At 61.2% G+C, this 17025-nt stretch carries 19 protein-coding genes and 1 pseudogene; 9 read left to right on the top strand and 11 right to left on the bottom strand.

The genetic code is table 11. The features are described from left to right. Positions 1 to 277: 277 nt before the first annotated feature. From J5286_RS05095 to J5286_RS05090, 3 genes and pseudogenes are all read right to left on the bottom strand, one after another. On the bottom strand, positions 278 to 733 hold the full coding sequence (locus J5286_RS05095; protein ID WP_209189467.1) for a hypothetical protein: 456 nt from the start codon (positions 731 to 733) through the stop codon (positions 278 to 280). Between the two features lie 104 nt (positions 734 to 837). Beyond that, a pseudogene (locus J5286_RS31705) lies at positions 838 to 935 on the bottom strand (DMT family transporter); the annotation flags it as partial. 1 nt (position 936) lies between these two features. Continuing rightward, complete coding sequence (locus J5286_RS05090) at positions 937 to 1908, bottom strand: LysR substrate-binding domain-containing protein (RefSeq protein WP_209189466.1); 972 nt, start codon at positions 1906 to 1908, stop codon at positions 937 to 939. Between the two features lie 170 nt (positions 1909 to 2078). Here J5286_RS05090 and J5286_RS05085 point away from each other — a divergent pair, with 170 nt between their 5' ends. From J5286_RS05085 to J5286_RS05075, 3 genes are read left to right on the top strand one after another with little or no spacing between them, the layout of a single operon-like run. Further along, on the top strand, positions 2079 to 2624 hold the full coding sequence (locus tag J5286_RS05085; RefSeq protein ID WP_209189465.1) for a sugar ABC transporter: 546 nt from the start codon (positions 2079 to 2081) through the stop codon (positions 2622 to 2624). A 5-nt stretch (positions 2625 to 2629) separates the two neighbouring features. Next, on the top strand, positions 2630 to 2956 hold the full coding sequence (locus tag J5286_RS05080; RefSeq protein WP_209189464.1) for a hypothetical protein: 327 nt from the start codon (positions 2630 to 2632) through the stop codon (positions 2954 to 2956). Positions 2957 to 2973: 17 nt separating this feature from the next. Next, entirely contained in the window at positions 2974 to 3828 is an 855-nt protein-coding gene (locus tag J5286_RS05075) for an MBL fold metallo-hydrolase (protein WP_209189463.1), read from the top strand. 173 nt (positions 3829 to 4001) lie between these two features. On the opposite strand, the gene J5286_RS05070 is transcribed toward J5286_RS05075, so the two are convergent. Continuing rightward, on the bottom strand, positions 4002 to 5204 hold the full coding sequence (locus tag J5286_RS05070; RefSeq protein ID WP_209189462.1) for an MFS transporter: 1203 nt from the start codon (positions 5202 to 5204) through the stop codon (positions 4002 to 4004). Between the two features lie 107 nt (positions 5205 to 5311). Between J5286_RS05070 and J5286_RS05065 the strand changes: the two genes are divergently transcribed. The 3 genes from J5286_RS05065 to J5286_RS05055 all read left to right on the top strand — a co-directional run bounded on the left by J5286_RS05065 (position 5312) and on the right by J5286_RS05055 (position 7365). Beyond that, positions 5312 to 6253 (top strand): AraC family transcriptional regulator, encoded by a 942-nt coding sequence (locus tag J5286_RS05065; RefSeq protein ID WP_209189461.1) that lies wholly within the window; start codon positions 5312 to 5314, stop codon positions 6251 to 6253. A gap of 9 nt (positions 6254 to 6262) precedes the next feature. After that, complete coding sequence (locus J5286_RS05060; RefSeq protein ID WP_209189460.1) at positions 6263 to 6484, top strand: hypothetical protein; 222 nt, start codon at positions 6263 to 6265, stop codon at positions 6482 to 6484. A 143-nt stretch (positions 6485 to 6627) separates the two neighbouring features. Beyond that, on the top strand, positions 6628 to 7365 hold the full coding sequence (locus tag J5286_RS05055) for an SDR family oxidoreductase (RefSeq protein WP_209189459.1): 738 nt from the start codon (positions 6628 to 6630) through the stop codon (positions 7363 to 7365). Positions 7366 to 8326: 961 nt separating this feature from the next. Here J5286_RS05055 and J5286_RS05050 read toward each other — a convergent pair. The 6 genes from J5286_RS05050 to coxB all read right to left on the bottom strand — a co-directional run bounded on the left by J5286_RS05050 (position 8327) and on the right by coxB (position 13642). After that, on the bottom strand, positions 8327 to 9205 hold the full coding sequence (locus J5286_RS05050; RefSeq protein ID WP_209189458.1) for a cytochrome c oxidase subunit 3: 879 nt from the start codon (positions 9203 to 9205) through the stop codon (positions 8327 to 8329). Between the two features lie 57 nt (positions 9206 to 9262). Beyond that, entirely contained in the window at positions 9263 to 9868 is a 606-nt protein-coding gene (locus J5286_RS05045) for a cytochrome c oxidase assembly protein (RefSeq protein WP_113200609.1), read from the bottom strand. 9 nt (positions 9869 to 9877) lie between these two features. Further along, positions 9878 to 10003, bottom strand: coding sequence for a cytochrome c oxidase system small membrane protein (locus J5286_RS31475; protein ID WP_489028734.1), 126 nt, complete (start codon positions 10001 to 10003; stop codon positions 9878 to 9880). Continuing rightward, positions 10003 to 10959, bottom strand: a complete 957-nt coding sequence (locus J5286_RS05040) for a heme o synthase (RefSeq protein ID WP_209189457.1) — start codon at positions 10957 to 10959, stop codon at positions 10003 to 10005. The genes J5286_RS31475 and J5286_RS05040 overlap by 1 nt, the downstream gene beginning before the upstream one ends. Before the next feature lie 71 nt (positions 10960 to 11030). Beyond that, complete coding sequence (gene ctaD, locus J5286_RS05035; RefSeq protein ID WP_209189456.1) at positions 11031 to 12731, bottom strand: cytochrome c oxidase subunit I; 1701 nt, start codon at positions 12729 to 12731, stop codon at positions 11031 to 11033. A 17-nt stretch (positions 12732 to 12748) separates the two neighbouring features. Continuing rightward, on the bottom strand, positions 12749 to 13642 hold the full coding sequence (coxB, locus tag J5286_RS05030) for a cytochrome c oxidase subunit II (RefSeq protein WP_018902033.1): 894 nt from the start codon (positions 13640 to 13642) through the stop codon (positions 12749 to 12751). Positions 13643 to 13979: 337 nt separating this feature from the next. Here coxB and J5286_RS05025 point away from each other — a divergent pair, with 337 nt between their 5' ends. The 3 genes from J5286_RS05025 (at position 13980) to J5286_RS05015 (ending at position 16650) form a co-directional block, all read left to right on the top strand. Then, a complete protein-coding gene (locus J5286_RS05025; protein ID WP_018902035.1) occupies positions 13980 to 14585 on the top strand; it encodes an invasion associated locus B family protein in 606 nt (201 codons plus the stop codon). A gap of 137 nt (positions 14586 to 14722) precedes the next feature. After that, on the top strand, positions 14723 to 16138 hold the full coding sequence (gene tldD, locus J5286_RS05020; protein ID WP_209189455.1) for a metalloprotease TldD: 1416 nt from the start codon (positions 14723 to 14725) through the stop codon (positions 16136 to 16138). A 14-nt stretch (positions 16139 to 16152) separates the two neighbouring features. Then, positions 16153 to 16650, top strand: a complete 498-nt coding sequence (locus J5286_RS05015; RefSeq protein WP_209189454.1) for a GNAT family N-acetyltransferase — start codon at positions 16153 to 16155, stop codon at positions 16648 to 16650. A 3-nt stretch (positions 16651 to 16653) separates the two neighbouring features. On the opposite strand, the gene J5286_RS05010 is transcribed toward J5286_RS05015, so the two are convergent. Beyond that, complete coding sequence (locus J5286_RS05010) at positions 16654 to 16965, bottom strand: nucleoside triphosphate pyrophosphohydrolase family protein (RefSeq protein WP_209189453.1); 312 nt, start codon at positions 16963 to 16965, stop codon at positions 16654 to 16656. Between the last annotated feature and the right edge of the window lie 60 nt (positions 16966 to 17025).

Genomic DNA, 17025 nt, shown 5'->3' with positions numbered 1-17025 from the left:
CGAACGAATTGAAGCCCTCGCAATCCCGCTCATCCAGCGAGAGAAAGGGCATACCTTGCTCATCAAGCGTTTCGTAGATGCTCGTCCTGTATCGAGAATCGCCTTCGTCGAATTCGACTCGAATTCTCTCAATCAAGTAATACAACCCCATGGTGTTAAGAGAGACCAAAACTCCACGAGACACAATAATCGATCCTGCCACGCTTTACCCAACCACGATGAGTTTTGCGACGAACGTCTCATCACAACCCAACTGCCGTCGCTTTTCTGCCGGCCATCAGCCACCGTGCTTCTCAGGTGACCACCCCTGTTCAATCCTTTCCACAAGCAAAGTATCATTCCATATCGATTTGATCGGCAGCCTTCTCTGCTCGTCCGTGATTGCACCGACCATGCGAGAGTTCTCGCCGTCCCACAGCCACCAGTTTTCGATACGGCCAGTTGCGGGATCGACGACGCCAGAGCGAAAAAGCGGGAGTTTTTTCGAGTGCGATGGGATTTCGAACGCTCCGACCCGTCGTACAACCTTAGCCTTCAACGCTGCCGACAACGGAAAGAATATCCAGTAGCCCGCGTCAGTTCTGACTAGCGATTCAATATCGGAATTGCCACCGACATAAGTGCCGGGCAGTACGCGGATAGCTGAGCCCATAAGCTTGTTCTTTTGCATGAACTGCACATAAGCCTCACCTCTCGCGGTGTTTATTTCGAACACGTCGCCTGGTTGAGGCATTTTTCACGATCCTAAACAGTTGATTGGACGGAGCAACGCCTTATGCCACCTTGACCGATAACTGGCAAAGCCCACCCCGCACCCATCCTCACCCCTTGCTCGCCTTCCACCTTGGTCGGTGGCTTCAGCAGGCGATCAGCAGCAGGCCGGCGACGATGAGGGATGCGCCTTCGAGATGGTAGCGTTGCAGCTGCTCGCCGAGATCATCCGGCAGACGCTGGATCTCGGGATTGCCCGGCCGTCGGCGTTCGAGCGGATCGCGGAAGCGCGGTAGGGGTTAGCAAGGCAGGCTGGGCTGCCCGCGCTTCCTTGATAAGCCAGTTTGCGAACGCCTGTATCGGCCCTTCACTCAGCCGGATCGGCTCGGGCAGGACGAGACAAAAGGTCTTGGAGATCGACGTTCCATCAGGCCAAGGTGCGATCAGACGACCTTGTGTCAACTCGGTTTCGATATAAAGGCGTGGCACGAGTGCGACACCAAGACCAGCCAGCGCGGCTTCGATTTGCATGGAGTGGAGATCGTAACGAGCGCCAATGGCCGGGTTGGTCAGCACCAGCCCGGTTTCCTCCGCATAACGTTGCCAGGCATCCGGGTTTTGGCGTCGGTGAAGACGTGGCAGTTCATCCAGGGACACCGAGCCTTGCCCCTCGATAAGCCGCGGGTGGCAAACCGGCACCAGCGTCTCATGCAACAGTCGATGTGTTCTCATGCCCGTCCAAGCCGGATGCTCGAAATGGATCGCAGCATCGAACCCGCTACCTGCAAGCACGAAAGGCTCCATACGCTCGGTAAGATGCACGATGATGTTCGGATGCATGTCCTGAAACCGCGGCAGGTGGGGAATAAGCCAGCGCGTGGCAAAGGTTGGTATGGTGGCAATGTCGAGGCTCGCGCCATCGATGCGCTGCCCCATCAAATATTGGCTGTCTCGTTCCAGCCGGTCGAGTGTCTCGCGAACCTGGATGGCGTAACGCGCTCCGTTTGGCAAAAGCCGGACACGATTGCCGACCCGCTCGAACAGCGTGACACCGAGGAAAGCTTCCAACCGGGCGATCTGGCGGCTGATAGCACCTTCCGTCAGGGCGAGCTCGTCGGCCGCGCGTGCGAAACTCCCATGACGCGCCGACGCTTCAAAGGCCAAGAGCGCGGAGTTGCTGGGAATCTTGCGGCGCATGGTGGCTCCTACGAGGCTGGGCTCAGCGTTTGATCCGCCGTCAGCTTGATATTATGTCACTGAAGCATGACCAAGTGTCGATATATGTAAAATAGCTGGCGGCCTATCGTGAGAAAATATCAACGATAGACAAGGCCGAAAGCTTCACGCCTTCGGTCGAAGGTGGTGCGATGATCTATACGGTAGAATGCAGCTTTGCTGATCCGGCCAGCGAAGCGGAATGGAACGATTTTTACAGCCTGGACAAGTTGCCCGCCCTCATTTCGGTAGGCGGCTTTCATACCTCACAGCGTTTCAAGGCGTTGAGCCGGGGTTGCCCGGTCTATCTCGCACTTCATTCGATTGATGGCCTCGATATTCTAACGGGCGACGAATATCGCCAAAAAGGCGGCGGCAATTTCGCGCGTTGGCAGCGCCACATCACCGATTGGCATCGAAACCTCTATAGTGGCGTCGATCAAGCGCCGGCGATTGGGGAAGGCGAATATCTGGCGTTGAGCGCCCGAGGGTCTGAGCCGCTGAGCCAACTGGGGCTCACGCCGCATGCGATGCACGCAGTCGCCATGGAGAAATTCCCGGAATGTCGCTGGATTGCCAAGGTGGAGCGCGGCAATGCGCCTGACATCGAAAGCCTGCCAGCGGATGTGCATCTTTATGCGCCGATGACGGCGCAATTGACGGGTGAGATTAGCGCCTCCTCCGGGCAGGCACGGTGAGCCCGATGCCGAACGTCAAGATCTACATCCCGGCGGAGAAGATGCCGCCGGACGAAACGCTTGCAGACCTTGCCGAGCAGTGCAGTGAACTCTGCACGGTCGTTCTTCAGGCAGCACTGGTGAACGTGCATATCGTCTATGTCGCAGTCCGACACGGCCGGGGGCATCCGGCGTTCGCGGAGATTCAATATCGTCTTGAGCCATTTCGGACGTCAGCGGTCATGGCGCGGTTCATGGAAGGACTGGACGAGGCCATAAGCCGCAAGATTGGCCTTACCGCGCGCATCCGCTGCTTTGGCTATGAAGCGTCGAACATCCACGCACGAAATTGAGCGCCAGGAGAAGAACCATGTCCAGTCTTGCATTGCCGAGCCAGTCGGTCGGCGATCTGACGATCACCGCGATCAGCGATGGCTATCTTCATGCCAGCTTCGATTTTCTGGCCAACATTTATCCGGCCGATGCCGCTCGAATGCAGCAAAATGCGGGGATAACAGATCATACCTCCGTGCATATCAACTGCTATCTGGTGCGCGGTAATGGACGGACTGTACTGATCGACGCAGGAGCAGGCGGTTTCAAGCAGTGGGGTGGTCGATTGAGGGCCAATCTGTTGCTTGCAGGCGTCATCCCCTCGGCGATCGATGCAATCCTGCTGACGCATGCCCATCCCGATCATGTCGGCGGGTTGATTGACGCTTCGGGAGAAACCGCCTTCCCGAAGGCCGAGCTTTTCGCCCACCATCGGGAAGTCGCATTCTGGCAAGATGACGGCAACCTGAGCCGCGCTCCTGAACGGGCCCGCGGCAACTTCCTCGTGGCACGTCAAGCATTCGATGGCTATCGCGACAGGCTGCGCACCTTTGATACCGGCGAGGTACTTCCCGGCATGATGGCGGTTCCACTTCCGGGTCATACCGCAGGGCACACGGGCTATCGTCTCGAATCCGGCGGCCAGAATCTCCTGGTATGGGGAGACATCGTCCATTTTCCGGAGATTCAGATTCCGCGCCCCGAAGTGTCGATCGCATTCGATCAGGATGCGCAGCTCGCCGCCACGACGCGAACGGGGCTGCTCGACCTTGCCAGTTCGGACCGACTTCTGATCGCGGGGATGCATCTATCAGAGAGTGGCTTCGCCTATGTCGCACGACGGACGGATGGAGGGTACCGCATGGCCAGTGCGGGACGAGCCCCGGCATAAGCGCAAAAAAATGCGGAGCCACCTCTCGATGGCTCCGCATTTGCATCTGTGGCGGGCCCGCCGCTTTCAATCCGTTATCGCAGCCCTCACCCCGCCGCCTGGGCCGATCGCGGGCGAAGGTCGGCCGCGCGCGGTTCATCACCTAACGGGGCCGAGATGCGTAGCGGGCATGGTCAGCCCGCTGCGACCATCCTGCGGCGGCTGGCGACGCCAACAAGCGTGGCGCCGAGCAGGGCCGCGATACCGGCGAAGGCGAAGACGCCTGCCGCACCTTGAGCATCCACGATCAGCCCGCCAAGCACGGCGCCACTCGAAATCGCGACCTGAAACGTCGTCAGCATGAGGGCGCCGGCGCTCTCGGCCTCGTCGGCGGCAGCCTCGGTGATGAAGCTTTGCACGCTGACCGGCAATGCGCCGAAGGCGAAGCCCCACAGGGCGGTCGCAATGGCGGCCAGCGCCGGCGCCTCACCGGCGAAGGCAAGCAGGAAGGCGGTGACGGCAATGCCTGAGGCGGCAAGCGTGATCGCAAGCGTCGTGTTGCGCTCGGCGATCAGGCCGCCGGCGATATTGCCGATAAAGCCGCCGACGCCGAAGGCGAGAAGGATGCCGGAAATCGCCTCGACGCCGAAATGCGGCACCGTTTCAAGAAAGGGGCGGATGAAGGTGAAGCCCGCGAAGTGACCGGCGACGACGAAGAGAATGGTGACGAGGCCGAGCCGGATGGCCGGACGGCGCAAGACCTGGGCCATCGTGCCGAGGCCGCCCGAGCCTGTCGGCGGCATGGCCGGAAGCGTGAACGCCTGGACCAGGAACGCGACGACGCCCAGCGCGGAGGCGATCCAGAAGGCCGCGCGCCAGCCGAACGCCTCGCCGACCCAGGCTCCGACAGGTGCCGCACAGACGGTGGCGGCGGACACGCCGGTCATGACGATCGCCATTGCGCGCGGCATCAGCCGCTCCGGCACGAGGCGCATGGCAAGCGCCAGCGACATCGCCCAGAAGCCGCCAAGCCCGACGCCGAGCAGCGCGCGCGACAGGAGCAAGGTCACCAGCCCGTTTGCCGTGGCGGCGATCAGGCTCGAGATGATGAGCAGGCTTGTGAGCGCGAGCAGCGTGTAGCGTCGGTCGAAGCGGGCCGTGCCGAGCACGATGCCGGGGCCAGCCAGCGCGCCGACCACGGCTGTCGCCGTCACCGATTGCCCGGCCGCGCCGAGGCTGACGCCAAGGTCATGCGACATCGGTGTCAGCAGGCTCGCGGGTAGAAATTCCGCCGTCACGAGCCCAAATACACCAAGCGACAGCGAAACAACGCCTGCCCATGCGGCAGGTGTCTCGCCCTTTACGGCTGGGTGGTTGATCTCCGAGTGAATGTTCATATGCATCTCCGTCATTTCTGCGGCGACGCTACGCTCAAGCATCTGGCGTTTCCATGCTGGAAAAGCTATAAACCATAACAATTCGTCCAAACCTGCCGGAGGCCATGATGACCGATCCATTGACCGAGATGCTGCGCGGGCTGCGGCTCGATGGTGTCGAATATGGTCGCTGCCAGCCATCAGCGCCCTGGGCCACGGCCTATCCGGCGCAGGCGGAAGCGCGATTTCACTTCCTGGCGGCGGGCAGCGCCTATCTGCAGGCACCCGACGGCGAGTGGACGGAGCTGCGCCCCGGCGACGCCGTGCTCTTGCCGCGCGGCGACGCGCATGTGATCGCGAGCGAACCGGGCATTTCGCCGACCCCGGTCGACTGCCTGCCGCGCAAGCCGCTCTGCGATGGCATCGTGGACCTGCAATGTCCATGTACCGACAGCAACAACCTCATCTTTTTCGCCGTCATGCGCTTCAATGTCGACAAGCGGCATCCGCTCCTCAACCTGATGCCCGATGTGATGCGCACCAGCGATCTGGCCAAGAGCGAGCCGACGATCCCACCGTTGCTCGACGCCATGATGCGGGAGGTCGAGATGAACCGGGTGGGTGCGGGAGGTATCCTGTCGCGCCTTGCCGATGTGTTGACGGCCACGATCATCCGCACATGGGTGGAGCATGGCTGCGGCGACGCAAGCGGCTGGCTTGCCGCCGTGCGCAACCCGGAAGTCGGGCGGGTGCTCGCCGCGATCCACCTCGATCCCGCGCACGACTGGAGCGTGAACGAACTGGCGCGCCACATGGGCGCCTCGCGCTCCGGCTTTGCCCAGCGCTTCGTCAGCGTCGTCGGCGAAACGCCGGCGCGCTACGTGGCGCGGATGCGCATGCACCAGGCCCATGAATGGCTACGCGAGGGCCAGCGGGTGGCAACCGTCGCCGAACGGCTGGGTTACGATTCGGAGGCGTCCTTCAGCCGCGCGTTCAAGCGCGTGATCGGTGCTTCGCCGAGCCATTTTCGCGAGAAGCGGAATGGCGCTGTTGCGCCGATTGCCGGCTGAGGTGAGCCGATGAGCCGATTTGACGATACCGAAAACGCCTTGATCGGACGGCTGCGCGCGCTGAAGGCCAAGCCTGACGTGACGATCAACCTGCTTGATGTCATCGAACGGCTGGGCGTTGATGGATTCACGCCCGCGGAGATCAAAGCGGTGTTGCGGGCGCTCGAGCAGGACGGGGTCATTGCGTTCGCGACCGCGAACCGGATTTTGATTCTCAAGGAGTTGGCGTGATCGGCCGCTCATTGGGCGGTGAGGTTGCGGCACATAGGTAAAGGCGGGAGACAGCTTCGCGCCAATACCTGTCACTGCCAGCCATGTTAGAACGCGGGTAGAAGGACGTATTTCGAAACGCAATTCTGTATCGGGAGATGACGATGAGCCGCTTTAGCGACAAACGCATTCTAATCACCGGCGGCACGAGCGGCATGGGTCTGGTCGGCGCACGGCGTGTCATCGCCGAGGGTGGCACGGTGCTTTTGACAGGCTTGAACGAGGAACGCCTGACCTCCGCGAAGCTGGAGTTTGGAGAGAAGGCTGTTGTTATTAAGAATGATGCAGCAGAACCGACCGCTACGGCGCTGGCGGAAACTGTCGCTTCTATCGGTCCGTTGGATGGCCTGTGGCTCAACGCTGCTTTTGCGACGCTGGGATCGCCGGAGGATTTGGTCGCCTCCGAATTCGACCGCATGATGGCAACCAACGTGCGCGGCCCGATGCTGCAACTCGCAGCGCTCTCTCCATACCTTGCTGAAGGGGCGTCGGTTGTCGTTACATCGTCCAGCTCGACCTATGAAGGCGCGGCAGCAACCGGTCTTTATGCGGCAACAAAAGGTGCCGTTGTTGCAATGGCCAGATCCTGGGCTACGGCGCTTGCGCCGCGGGGGATTCGAGTAAACACCCTCGTGCCCGGACCGATTGAAACGAATTTCCGAAGTTTTCTTCCCAATGAAGCGCGGAAGGGATTCGAGAATTTTGTCGTGGAACAGGTCCCTCTTGGGCGTGTCGGCACCCCCGATGAGGCTGCCGCCGTAGCCCTTTTTCTTCTTTCGACGGACTCGTCCTATGTCACTGGAAGCCAATACGCAGTCGATGGTGGGTTGATCATGCAATGACTGGTTTGGGCCGACTGCGGTCTCATCGCTTCGCACCGACAGCAGTCATTCAACTGCGTCTGAAAGATCGGCAGGGCGGTCGAGGCAACCCTTCTAACAGCTTCCTACAAGCTCGCGGCATGTTGGAGAGAGATTAAGCAAAAGGTCGCACCTGCGGCCAAGGCCCCAGATAGCAGCGAGCCAACGACTACGCCGAGAATGTGACGGAAGGGCATCGCAAGCATCGTGCCCAACATGCAAACGACAGCGACAAAGCATATTAGCTGGTAAGCGGCCAAAAAGGGGACAGAACCCGACCCGTGCATAACCAAGAAAAAGACGATGGACAAAGGGACACCCACGATGACGGAGGTAGCCCCTTTCCACCACGATCCACCGGCCATTGCCGCGCCGACTGAGCCACCGGGAAATGTAGCGAGAAGGCCGAGCAGGAGAATGCTCCACTGCTCCCCGATACTCATGGAAGACAGTCAACTGGGAGCTGGGCAGCCGAAGTGGGTCTTTTCAAGTAGTACATTCGAACTGATGGCATTTGATCTCCGAAGACAATTCGCGATTGCAAGACATCCTACGCGCACGCCGGATATAGTTGCAAGACAGACGCCTAATGAAGAGGGCAGCCTGAATGGGATGCCTCGCGCTTTCGGTCAAACGCATCCTTATGGCCGCTTCGGGCAAGAAGCCGACTTCGTCCGCAGGTTATCCGCAGATGTGGTTAGCTCACCATCCGAAGCCCCCTCATCCGCCCTTTGGGCACCTTCTCCCCGCTGGGGAGAAGGGAAAAGCGGCGCCCTCTGCGGTCTCTTCCCCTCTCCCCTCGGGGAGAGGGTAGGGTGAGGGGGCTACAGGTGAGACGAAGCTGAGGGCCGAAAACTCCCAAAACAAAAAAATGCGGAGCCACCTGTCGATGGCTCCGCATTTGCATTTCAGGCGGTCTCTGTGATCCGTCTTTCCGCAGCCCTCACCCGGCCGCGAGTGGTGCGCCCCAGCCGCCCCAGACGTAGATCGAGAAGAACAGGAAGAGCCAGACCACGTCGACGAAGTGCCAGTACCAGGCCGCCGCTTCGAAACCGAAGTGTTGCTTGGGGGTGAAGTCGCCGCGCATGGCGCGGATCAGGCAGACGATCAGGAAGATCGTGCCGACGAGCACGTGGAAGCCGTGGAAGCCGGTCGCCATGAAGAAGGTGGCGCCGTAGATCGAGTTCTTGAAGGCAAACGGCGCGTGGGCGTATTCGTAGGCCTGGACGCTGGAGAACAGGACGCCGAGCAGCACCGTCAGCGTCAGGCCCTGGATGAGGCCCTTGCGGTCGTTGTGCAGCAGCGCGTGGTGCGCCCAGGTGACCGTGGTGCCCGAGAGCAGCAGGATGACGGTGTTGTAGATCGGCAGGTGCCAGGGGTCGAGCACCTCGATGCCCTTCGGCGGCCACTGACCACCGGTGAAGGCCAGACGCGAGGCCTGGATGGCTTCGTGCGGATAGAGGCTGGCGTCGAAATAGGCCCAGAACCAGGCCACGAAGAACATCACCTCCGAGGCGATGAACATGATCATGCCGTAGCGCAGATGCAGCGAGACGACGCGAGTGTGGGCGCCCTCATGGGCTTCCTTGACGGTATCGGCCCACCAGCCGAACATCACGTAAAGAACGACCGCAAGGCCGATGAAGAACAGCCAGGGATGGGCCCATTCGATGCCGAAGATGTGCAGCGAGCCGCCGTTGAGATAGCGCATGTAGCCGACGCCGCCAAAGGTCATGACGAAGGCGCCGAACGAAGCCAATATCGGCCACGGGCTCGGATCTATGATGTGATAATCGTGATGTTTCTGATGCGCTTCGGCCATTTGGACTCCCCCGGACCTATCCTCTCCGCTCCGGCTTAGCCGGAAACGAACCCAGTATCAAAGTTTCTTTTCAAGCGTTTGCGTTCCATCCTCGCGCGAAGCCACCGGCTTCGGTCCTTCCTTCGGATAGAACGTGTAAGACAAGGTGACCGTGTGAATATCCTTGGATTCCACGGCCTTGACGATATCGGCGTCGATGTAGAAGACGACAGGCATTTCCAGCTTCTCGCCCGGCTTGAGCTCGGTCTCGTTGAAGCAGAAGCACTGCACCTTGTTGAAATAGACACCCGCCTCGCCCGGCGTGACGTTGAACACGGCCTGGCCGCGCTGCGGCTTGTCTGACTTGTTGACGGCGGTGAAATTCACCTGGATCGTTTCGCCGATGCGCGGATTGACCTCGCGCTCGACGGGCTTGAACTCCCAATCCAACCCCGGCGCGACATTGGCATCGAAGGTGACGCGCATCTTGCGGTCGAGGATGACAGTCGAGGCCTGCTCGACGCGCTGCGTCGTGCCGTTATAGCCGGTGAGCTGACAGAACATGCGATAGAGCGGCACGGCGGCATAGCTTGCCGCGCCCATGCCGAAGACGAAGGCAAGGCACATGAAAACGACGGCGCCATTGTTGCGCGGTTTTCTCGGCGTGCTTTGCGCTTCGCTCATCTCATGCCCTCAAGTGAATTTCACGATGGTTATGGCGTAGAAAATGACGACCAGAGCGGCCAGCACGAGGCCAAGCGCAACGTTGCGGTTGCGGCGGGACTTGCGCTGGGCATCGGTGAGCTTGACGGTCTCGATCAAAGGCCGGCTCCCCAATGCGTCATCAGGAAGGACGCCAGGCGGTCGAACATCAGCGCCGAGAAGATGGCGAAGAGATAGAAGATCGAATAGGCGAAGAGCTTCTTGGCCGGCACCATCTTCTCGTCGCCATCGGGCATGCGCCAGCAGATGACGGACCAGTAGACGAAGACGGCGCTGAGCAGGCCGGCGACGACGCCATAGCCGGTGCTGGCAAAGCCGAGGAAGGTCGGCGCCACGGCGCTGAAAGCGGTCAAGACGGCGTAGACGACGATCTGGTTCTTGGTGGTGCGCTCGCCCGAGACATTCGGCAGCATCGGCACGCCGACGGACTGATAATCGCGCATCTTGAACAGTGCCAGCGCCCAGAAGTGAGCCGGCGTCCAGAGGAAAATGATGAGGAAGAGAACCGTGCTTTCGATGGTGACGCTATCGGTTACGCAGGCCCAGCCGATCATCGGGGGGAAAGCACCGGCGGCACCGCCGATGACGATGTTTTGCGGCGTCGAGCGCTTCAGCCACATCGTGTAGACGACGGCGTAGAAGAAGATGGTGAAGGCGAGGATCGAGGCTGCGAGCCAATTGACGGCGAGCCCGAGGATCGACACGGAAAAGCAGGAAAGCACGAGGCCGAAGGCGAGCGCCTCGTTGGGGGCGATGCGGCCAGCCGGAATCGGGCGCTTGGCGGTGCGGGTCATCACCGCATCGATATCGGCGTCATACCACATGTTGAGCGCGCCGGATGCGCCAGCGCCGACGGCGATGCAGAGCACCGCGATGATGCCGATGATCGGGTTGATGTGGCCGGGCGCCACGATCAGGCCGGCGAATGCGGTAAAGACCACAAGCGACATGACGCGCGGCTTGAGAAGCTCGAAGTAATCGCGTGCGCTGGCTTCCGACATGCGAAACTCGCTGTCGTCGGCTAGGCTGCTGCGATCGTCGATGACTGTCATTGGTATTGTCCTGAAAACTGAACGGTGACCGCCGCGCTCCTCCGGCGGCGGTCACGATGTCTCGCATCCATTTACTTGATGCGCGGGAGCTGTTCCCATTGGTGATAAGGGGGTGGCGAGGAAAGTTGCCACTCGAGGGTCGTAGCACCCTCACCCCACGGATTGTCTCCGGCGACGCGCTTCTTGGCGAAGGCTTCGAACACGCCGAAGAGGAAGATCAGAACGCCGAAGGCCGAAATGTAGGAGCCGATCGAGGACACATAGTTCCAGCCGGCGAAGGCATCCGGATAGTCGATGTAGCGGCGCGGCATGCCGGCGAGACCGAGGAAGTGCTGCGGGAAGAACACCAGGTTGACGCCGATGAACATGATCCAGAAGTGCAGCTTACCGATGAGCTCGTTGTACATGTAACCAGTCATCTTCGGGAACCAGTAGTACCAGCCGGCGAAGATGGCGAAGACGGCGCCGAGCGACAGAACGTAGTGGAAGTGCGCCACGACGTAGTAGGTGTCGTGCAGCGAACGGTCGAGACCGGCGTTTGCCAGCTGCACGCCGGTGACGCCACCGACCGTGAACAGGAAGATGAAGCCGATCGCCCAGACCATCGGCGTCGAGAAGGTGATCGAGCCACCCCACATCGTCGCGATCCAGGAGAAGATCTTCACGCCCGTCGGCACGGCGATGACCATGGTTGCGAAGACGAAGTAGCGCTGCGCATCGAGCGACAGGCCGACCGTGTACATGTGGTGGGCCCAGACGACGAAACCGACAGCGCCGATCGCGACCATGGCGTAGGCCATGCCGAGATAGCCGAAGATCGGCTTCTTGGAGAAGGTCGAGATGATGTGGCTGACAATGCCGAAGCCAGGCAGGATCAGGATGTAAACTTCAGGGTGACCGAAGAACCAGAACAGGTGCTGGTAAAGGATCGGGTCGCCACCGCCCTCGGGCACGAAGAAGGAAGTGCCGAAGTTGCGGTCGGTCAGCATCATGGTGATGGCGCCGGCGAGAACCGGAAGCGACAGCAGAAGCAGGAAGGCGGTGATCAGAACAGACCAGGCAAAGAGCGGCATCTTGTGCAGCGTCATGCCGGGCGCGCGCATGTTCAGGATGGTGGTGATGAAGTTGATCGCACCAAGGATCGACGACGCACCGGCGATGTGGAGCGCGAATATCGCAAGATCGACCGCGGGACCAGGCGTCCCCGTGCTCGAGAGCGGCGGATACATGGTCCAGCCGCCGCCGGCACCGTAAGCGCCGGCCGGGCCTTCGACGAACATCGACATGATGAGCAGGATGAAGGCCGGAACGATGAGCCAGAAGGAGATGTTGTTCAGGCGCGGGAAGGCCATGTCAGGCGCGCCGATCATGATCGGCACCATCCAGTTGGCGAAACCGCCGATCATCGCCGGCATGACCATGAAGAAGATCATGATCAGCGCGTGCGCGGTGGTGAACATGTTGAACATCTGCTTGGCGCCGTCGATGGCGGCATCGCCCTCATAACCGTAGACCATGGCGGCAAGGCCATGGAAAATCTGGATACCGGGCTCCTGCAGCTCCATGCGCATGGCAACGGAGAGCGCGCCGCCGACGATGCCGGCCATGATCGCGAAGATCAGGTACAGCGTGCCGATGTCCTTGTGGTTGGTTGAGAAGAGCCAGCGATTGACGAAGCTCGGCTTGTGCGAGTGGTCGTGATGGTGATCGTCATGGGCGTGCGCGCCATGATCGTGATCATGCGAATGATCGTGTGCGGAAGGTCCAGCCATGTCCCGTTCCTCTTCCTTTACTGAGCGACGTTTTCGGCGACATCGAGGGTCTTTGCGGGACCATCGGTTTCAGCCATGAGGTTCTTGTAAGCACCCGGCAGGTCGGAGGCGGCGGACGCCATCCACTGCTTGTACTTGTCCTCGGAAACGACGCGAATTGCGATCGGCATGAACGCGTGGTCCTTGCCGCAGAGTTCGGAACACTGACCGTAGAACAGGCCCTCGCGCTCGGCGCGGAACCAGGTTTCGTTCAGGCGACCGGGCACGGCATCGATCTTGACGCCGAAGGACGGCATCGCGAAGGCGTGAATGACGTCAGTCGGGGCCGCGGTCACGAGAACGCGCACGGTCTTGTTGACCGGCAGCACGAGTTCGTTGTCGACGGCGAGAAGGCGCGGATACTTGGCCTTGTCTTCCTTGCCGGCGGCGGCGCGATCCTGATCCTTCAGGAGATAGCTGTCGAAGGCGAGCGGATTGTCGCCCGAGCCTTCGTATTCATAATTCCACTGCCACTGCGTCGCGGTCGCCTTGATGGTGACATCAGGGTTCTCAGGAAGCGTCAGCTGCGCGGTCAAAAGATTGAACGACGGCACCGCCAGGAAGAGCAGCACCAGAACCGGTCCCACGGTCCAGGCGATCTCGATGGCCGTGTTATGGCTTGTCTTTGATGGAACCGGGTTCGCACTGGCCCGGAAGCGAAGACAGACGATGATAAGAAGAGCGAGCACGAAGAGCGTCACGGGAACAATAAACCACAGCGTATATTGTTCGAACCAGTGAATATCGCGCATGATCGGCGTCGCGGCTGGCTGCAAAGTGGCCTGCCACGGCATCGGTTGGTCGGCATAACTGCCGGAAGCAAAAAGCAGACAGACCATCGCGGTCATGCCTGCATAGGCCTTCTTAATCACGTTTCATCTCCCTCGAGCGCTGACCCGCGTGCACTGCACGCAGAATCCTTGCCATCCTCATGCGCTTCAAACCACAGTTTAGCACTTGCCGCAACAATCCAAAGCATTTGGCCGTGCGGCATTTTCGCCTCGATGATCCCTCCTCCGGGCGCATCGAAACATGCCATGATTTTCCTTATGATACGGAAAATGTTGGCGTCGGCCAGCCATCCTTCCCAAGAATAATCAAGAAACGTCCCATTTCCGCCGTAGTCCCCGGCTTTTCAGCGGGTGGGGCTTTTCATTTTGGACGGCCCGCCCCAACTTAGCGGCACTGATTCGAACTGCAGAGGTTTTCATGGGTTTCCGTTCCCTAGTGCGGCCGTTCGTGCTGTCGGCTTGTGTTACCGCCGCGGCGATCGCTCCGGCTTTCGCGCAGACGCCGGCGCCGACACCAGCTCCGGCCGCGCCAGCACAGCCCGCCCCCGGCGCCCCTGCCGCGCAGGCGACACCAGGACAGACGCAACCGCAGGCGCCCGGCACCGTCCGCTCCAATCACGGCGCGTGGTCCGTGGTCTGCGACAAGCCGGCCGGCGCTTCGGCCGAGCAATGCGCGCTGATGCAGAACGTGATTGCCGAGGACCGCCCGGAAGTGGGCCTCTCGGTGGTCGTGCTGAAGACCGCCGACCGCAAGTCGAAGATTCTCCGCGTACTCGCGCCGCTCGGCGTGCTGCTGCCCAACGGTCTCGGCCTCAACGTCGACGGCAAGGATATCGGTCGCGCCTATTTCGTTCGCTGCTTCGCCGACGGCTGCTATGCCGAAGTCGTGCTCGAGGACGAGTTGCTCAAGACCTTCCGCAGCGGTGCCAGCGCCACCTTCATCGTCTTCCAGACGCCTGAAGAGGGTATCGGCATTCCCGTCGACCTGAAGGGCTTCGCTGAAGGCTACGACGCGCTTCCCTGATAACAGGGGCCCAACAAGGGCTCCTGACCTCCGCGTCTGATCGCTTTTGCGATCCTTACGAATTCGACACTTGCTCGAACCGTCCCCGGGACCTACATCGGCAGGAAGCATTTCCTGCCGCAGCGGAGCATAATGACATGAATACCGATCTCCTGACGCTTTTCGACGCCGACGAAGCGAAGATGCGTTCGCTTGTCGCCGAGGCCCTTTCCGGCGCGGACGACGGGGAGCTCTATATCGAGCACGCGCAGGCCGAATCGCTGATGTTCGACAATGGCCGCCTCAAGGGCGGCAGCTTCAACACCGAGCAGGGTTTTGGCCTGCGCGCGGTGGCCGGCGAAGCGGTCGGCTACGCGCATGCGGGCGATCTCTCGGTTTCGGCGTTTAAACGGGCTGCCGACGCGGTGAGCGCGGTGACGCGCGGCTATACCGGCAGCTATGCGGCGGCCCCGCAGGGCACCAACAAGAAGCTCTATAGCGACGAAAACCCGATCGGCTCGCCCACCTTCGAAGAGAAGGTCAAGGTTCTGCAGGACATCGACGCCTATCTGCGTGGGAAGGACGACAAGGTCCGGCAGGTGACGGCTTCGGTCGCCGCCAGCTGGCAGGTGGTCGACATCCTGCGCGCGGACGGTCACCGGGTCCGCGATATCCGCCCGATGACGCGCATCAACATCTCCGTCATGGTCGGCCACGGCGACCGCCAGGAAAGCGGCTCCTACGGCAGCGGCGGACGCATCGGCTTCGGCGACTTCATCGCCGAGGGCAACTGGCAGTATGGCGCCGACGAGGCGCTGCGCCAGGCGCTGGTCAATCTCGAGGCGATCGACGCGCCTGCGGGCACGATGGACGTGGTGCTCTCCTCCGGCTGGCCGGGCGTGATGCTGCACGAGGCCGTCGGCCACGGGCTGGAAGGCGATTTCAACCGCAAGAAGACGTCGGCCTTCGCCGGCCTGCTCGGCCAGATGGTCGCTGCCCCAGGTGTTACCGTTGTCGATGACGGCACGATCGACAGCCGTCGTGGCTCTATCACCATCGACGACGAAGGCACGCCCTCGGGCTACAACGTGCTGATCGAAAACGGCAAGCTGGTCGGCTACATGCAGGACCGGCAGAACGCCCGGCTGATGGGCATGAAGCCGACAGGCAACGGCCGCCGGCAGGGCTACGCGCATGTACCGATGCCGCGTATGACCAACACCTACATGCTGGGTGGCGACAAGACGCCGGAAGAGATCATCTCTTCGGTGAAGAAGGGCATCTATGCCGTCTCCTTCGGCGGCGGCCAGGTCGACATCACCTCCGGCAAGTTCGTGTTCGGCTGCACCGAGGCCTATCTGATCGAAAACGGCAAGATCGGTCCGGCCGTCAAGGGCGCCATGCTGATCGGAAACGGTCCCGACGCGATGCAGCGGATCTCCATGGTCGGCAACGACATGAAGCTCGACACCGGCATCGGCAATTGCGGCAAGGCAGGCCAGTGGGTTCCCGTCGGCGTCGGCCAGCCGCATCTGAGGATGGATCAGGTGACGGTGGGCGGCACGCAGGCATAACAGGCCCCTCCCTGATGACCGATATCCGCATTCGCCCCTTCACGCCGTCAGACAAGGACGGCGTGATCTCGACCATCCTGCCGATCCAGAGCGAGGAGTTCGGGATCGCGATCACCGCCGCCGATCAGCCGGACCTTTCGGCCATTCCCGAGTTCTACCAGTCGGGCAAGGGTCAGTTCTGGGTGGCGACATCGGGTGATACCGTGGTCGGCACGATCGGGCTGAAAGATATCGGCAACGACCAGGCGGCACTGCGCAAGATGTTAGTGGCGGCGGATTTTCGTGGCCGCGAGCGTGGAGTGGCCACGGAGCTTCTTGCAGCACTGGTGCGGCACGCGGAAGCGCAGGGGCTTGCCGACATCTATCTCGGGACCACGGACAAATTTCTCGCCGCGCATCGCTTCTACGAGAAGAACGGCTTCGTCGAAGTCGAGAAGAGCACGCTGCCGCCAAGCTTCCCGGTCATGGCCGTCGACAGCAAGTTCTACAGGCTGAGCATCAGCGCCGCCTGAGGCTCAGAGAGCTTCATCCAGTGAAAACAGCCACTTGCGCTTGATCGCGGCCGCGAGATCGAGATCGTTGCGGTGCGCGAAGAGCAGGATGTGGCCGAGCACGTCGGCGGCCTCGTCTTCGAGGTCACGGGCCATGTCCTCGCCGGAACGGCCCTTGGGGCGCCCTCGCCCGCTGACGCGGTTCCAGGCCTGGGTGAGTTCGCCCATCTCTTCCTGGAGCTTCAGCAGAAACCAGTCGGCATCGCGCGTGATGCCGTTTTCTCCGGCATAGGCGCTCGAGGCCCGCTCGAACTTCAGGGCAAGATCATCCAGCATCATGTTCTCCTTTCGTTTACGTAGGAGAACGCTGATTCAGCGGCAATGTCCAGTCGGAAT

Origin of the sequence: Rhizobium sp. 16-488-2b, assembly GCF_017741815.1 — a bacterium.
GTDB lineage: Bacteria > Pseudomonadota > Alphaproteobacteria > Rhizobiales > Rhizobiaceae > Rhizobium.
The sequence above is the reverse complement of the archived record's forward strand: the minus strand, read 5'-3'. Positions and strand labels throughout refer to the sequence as shown.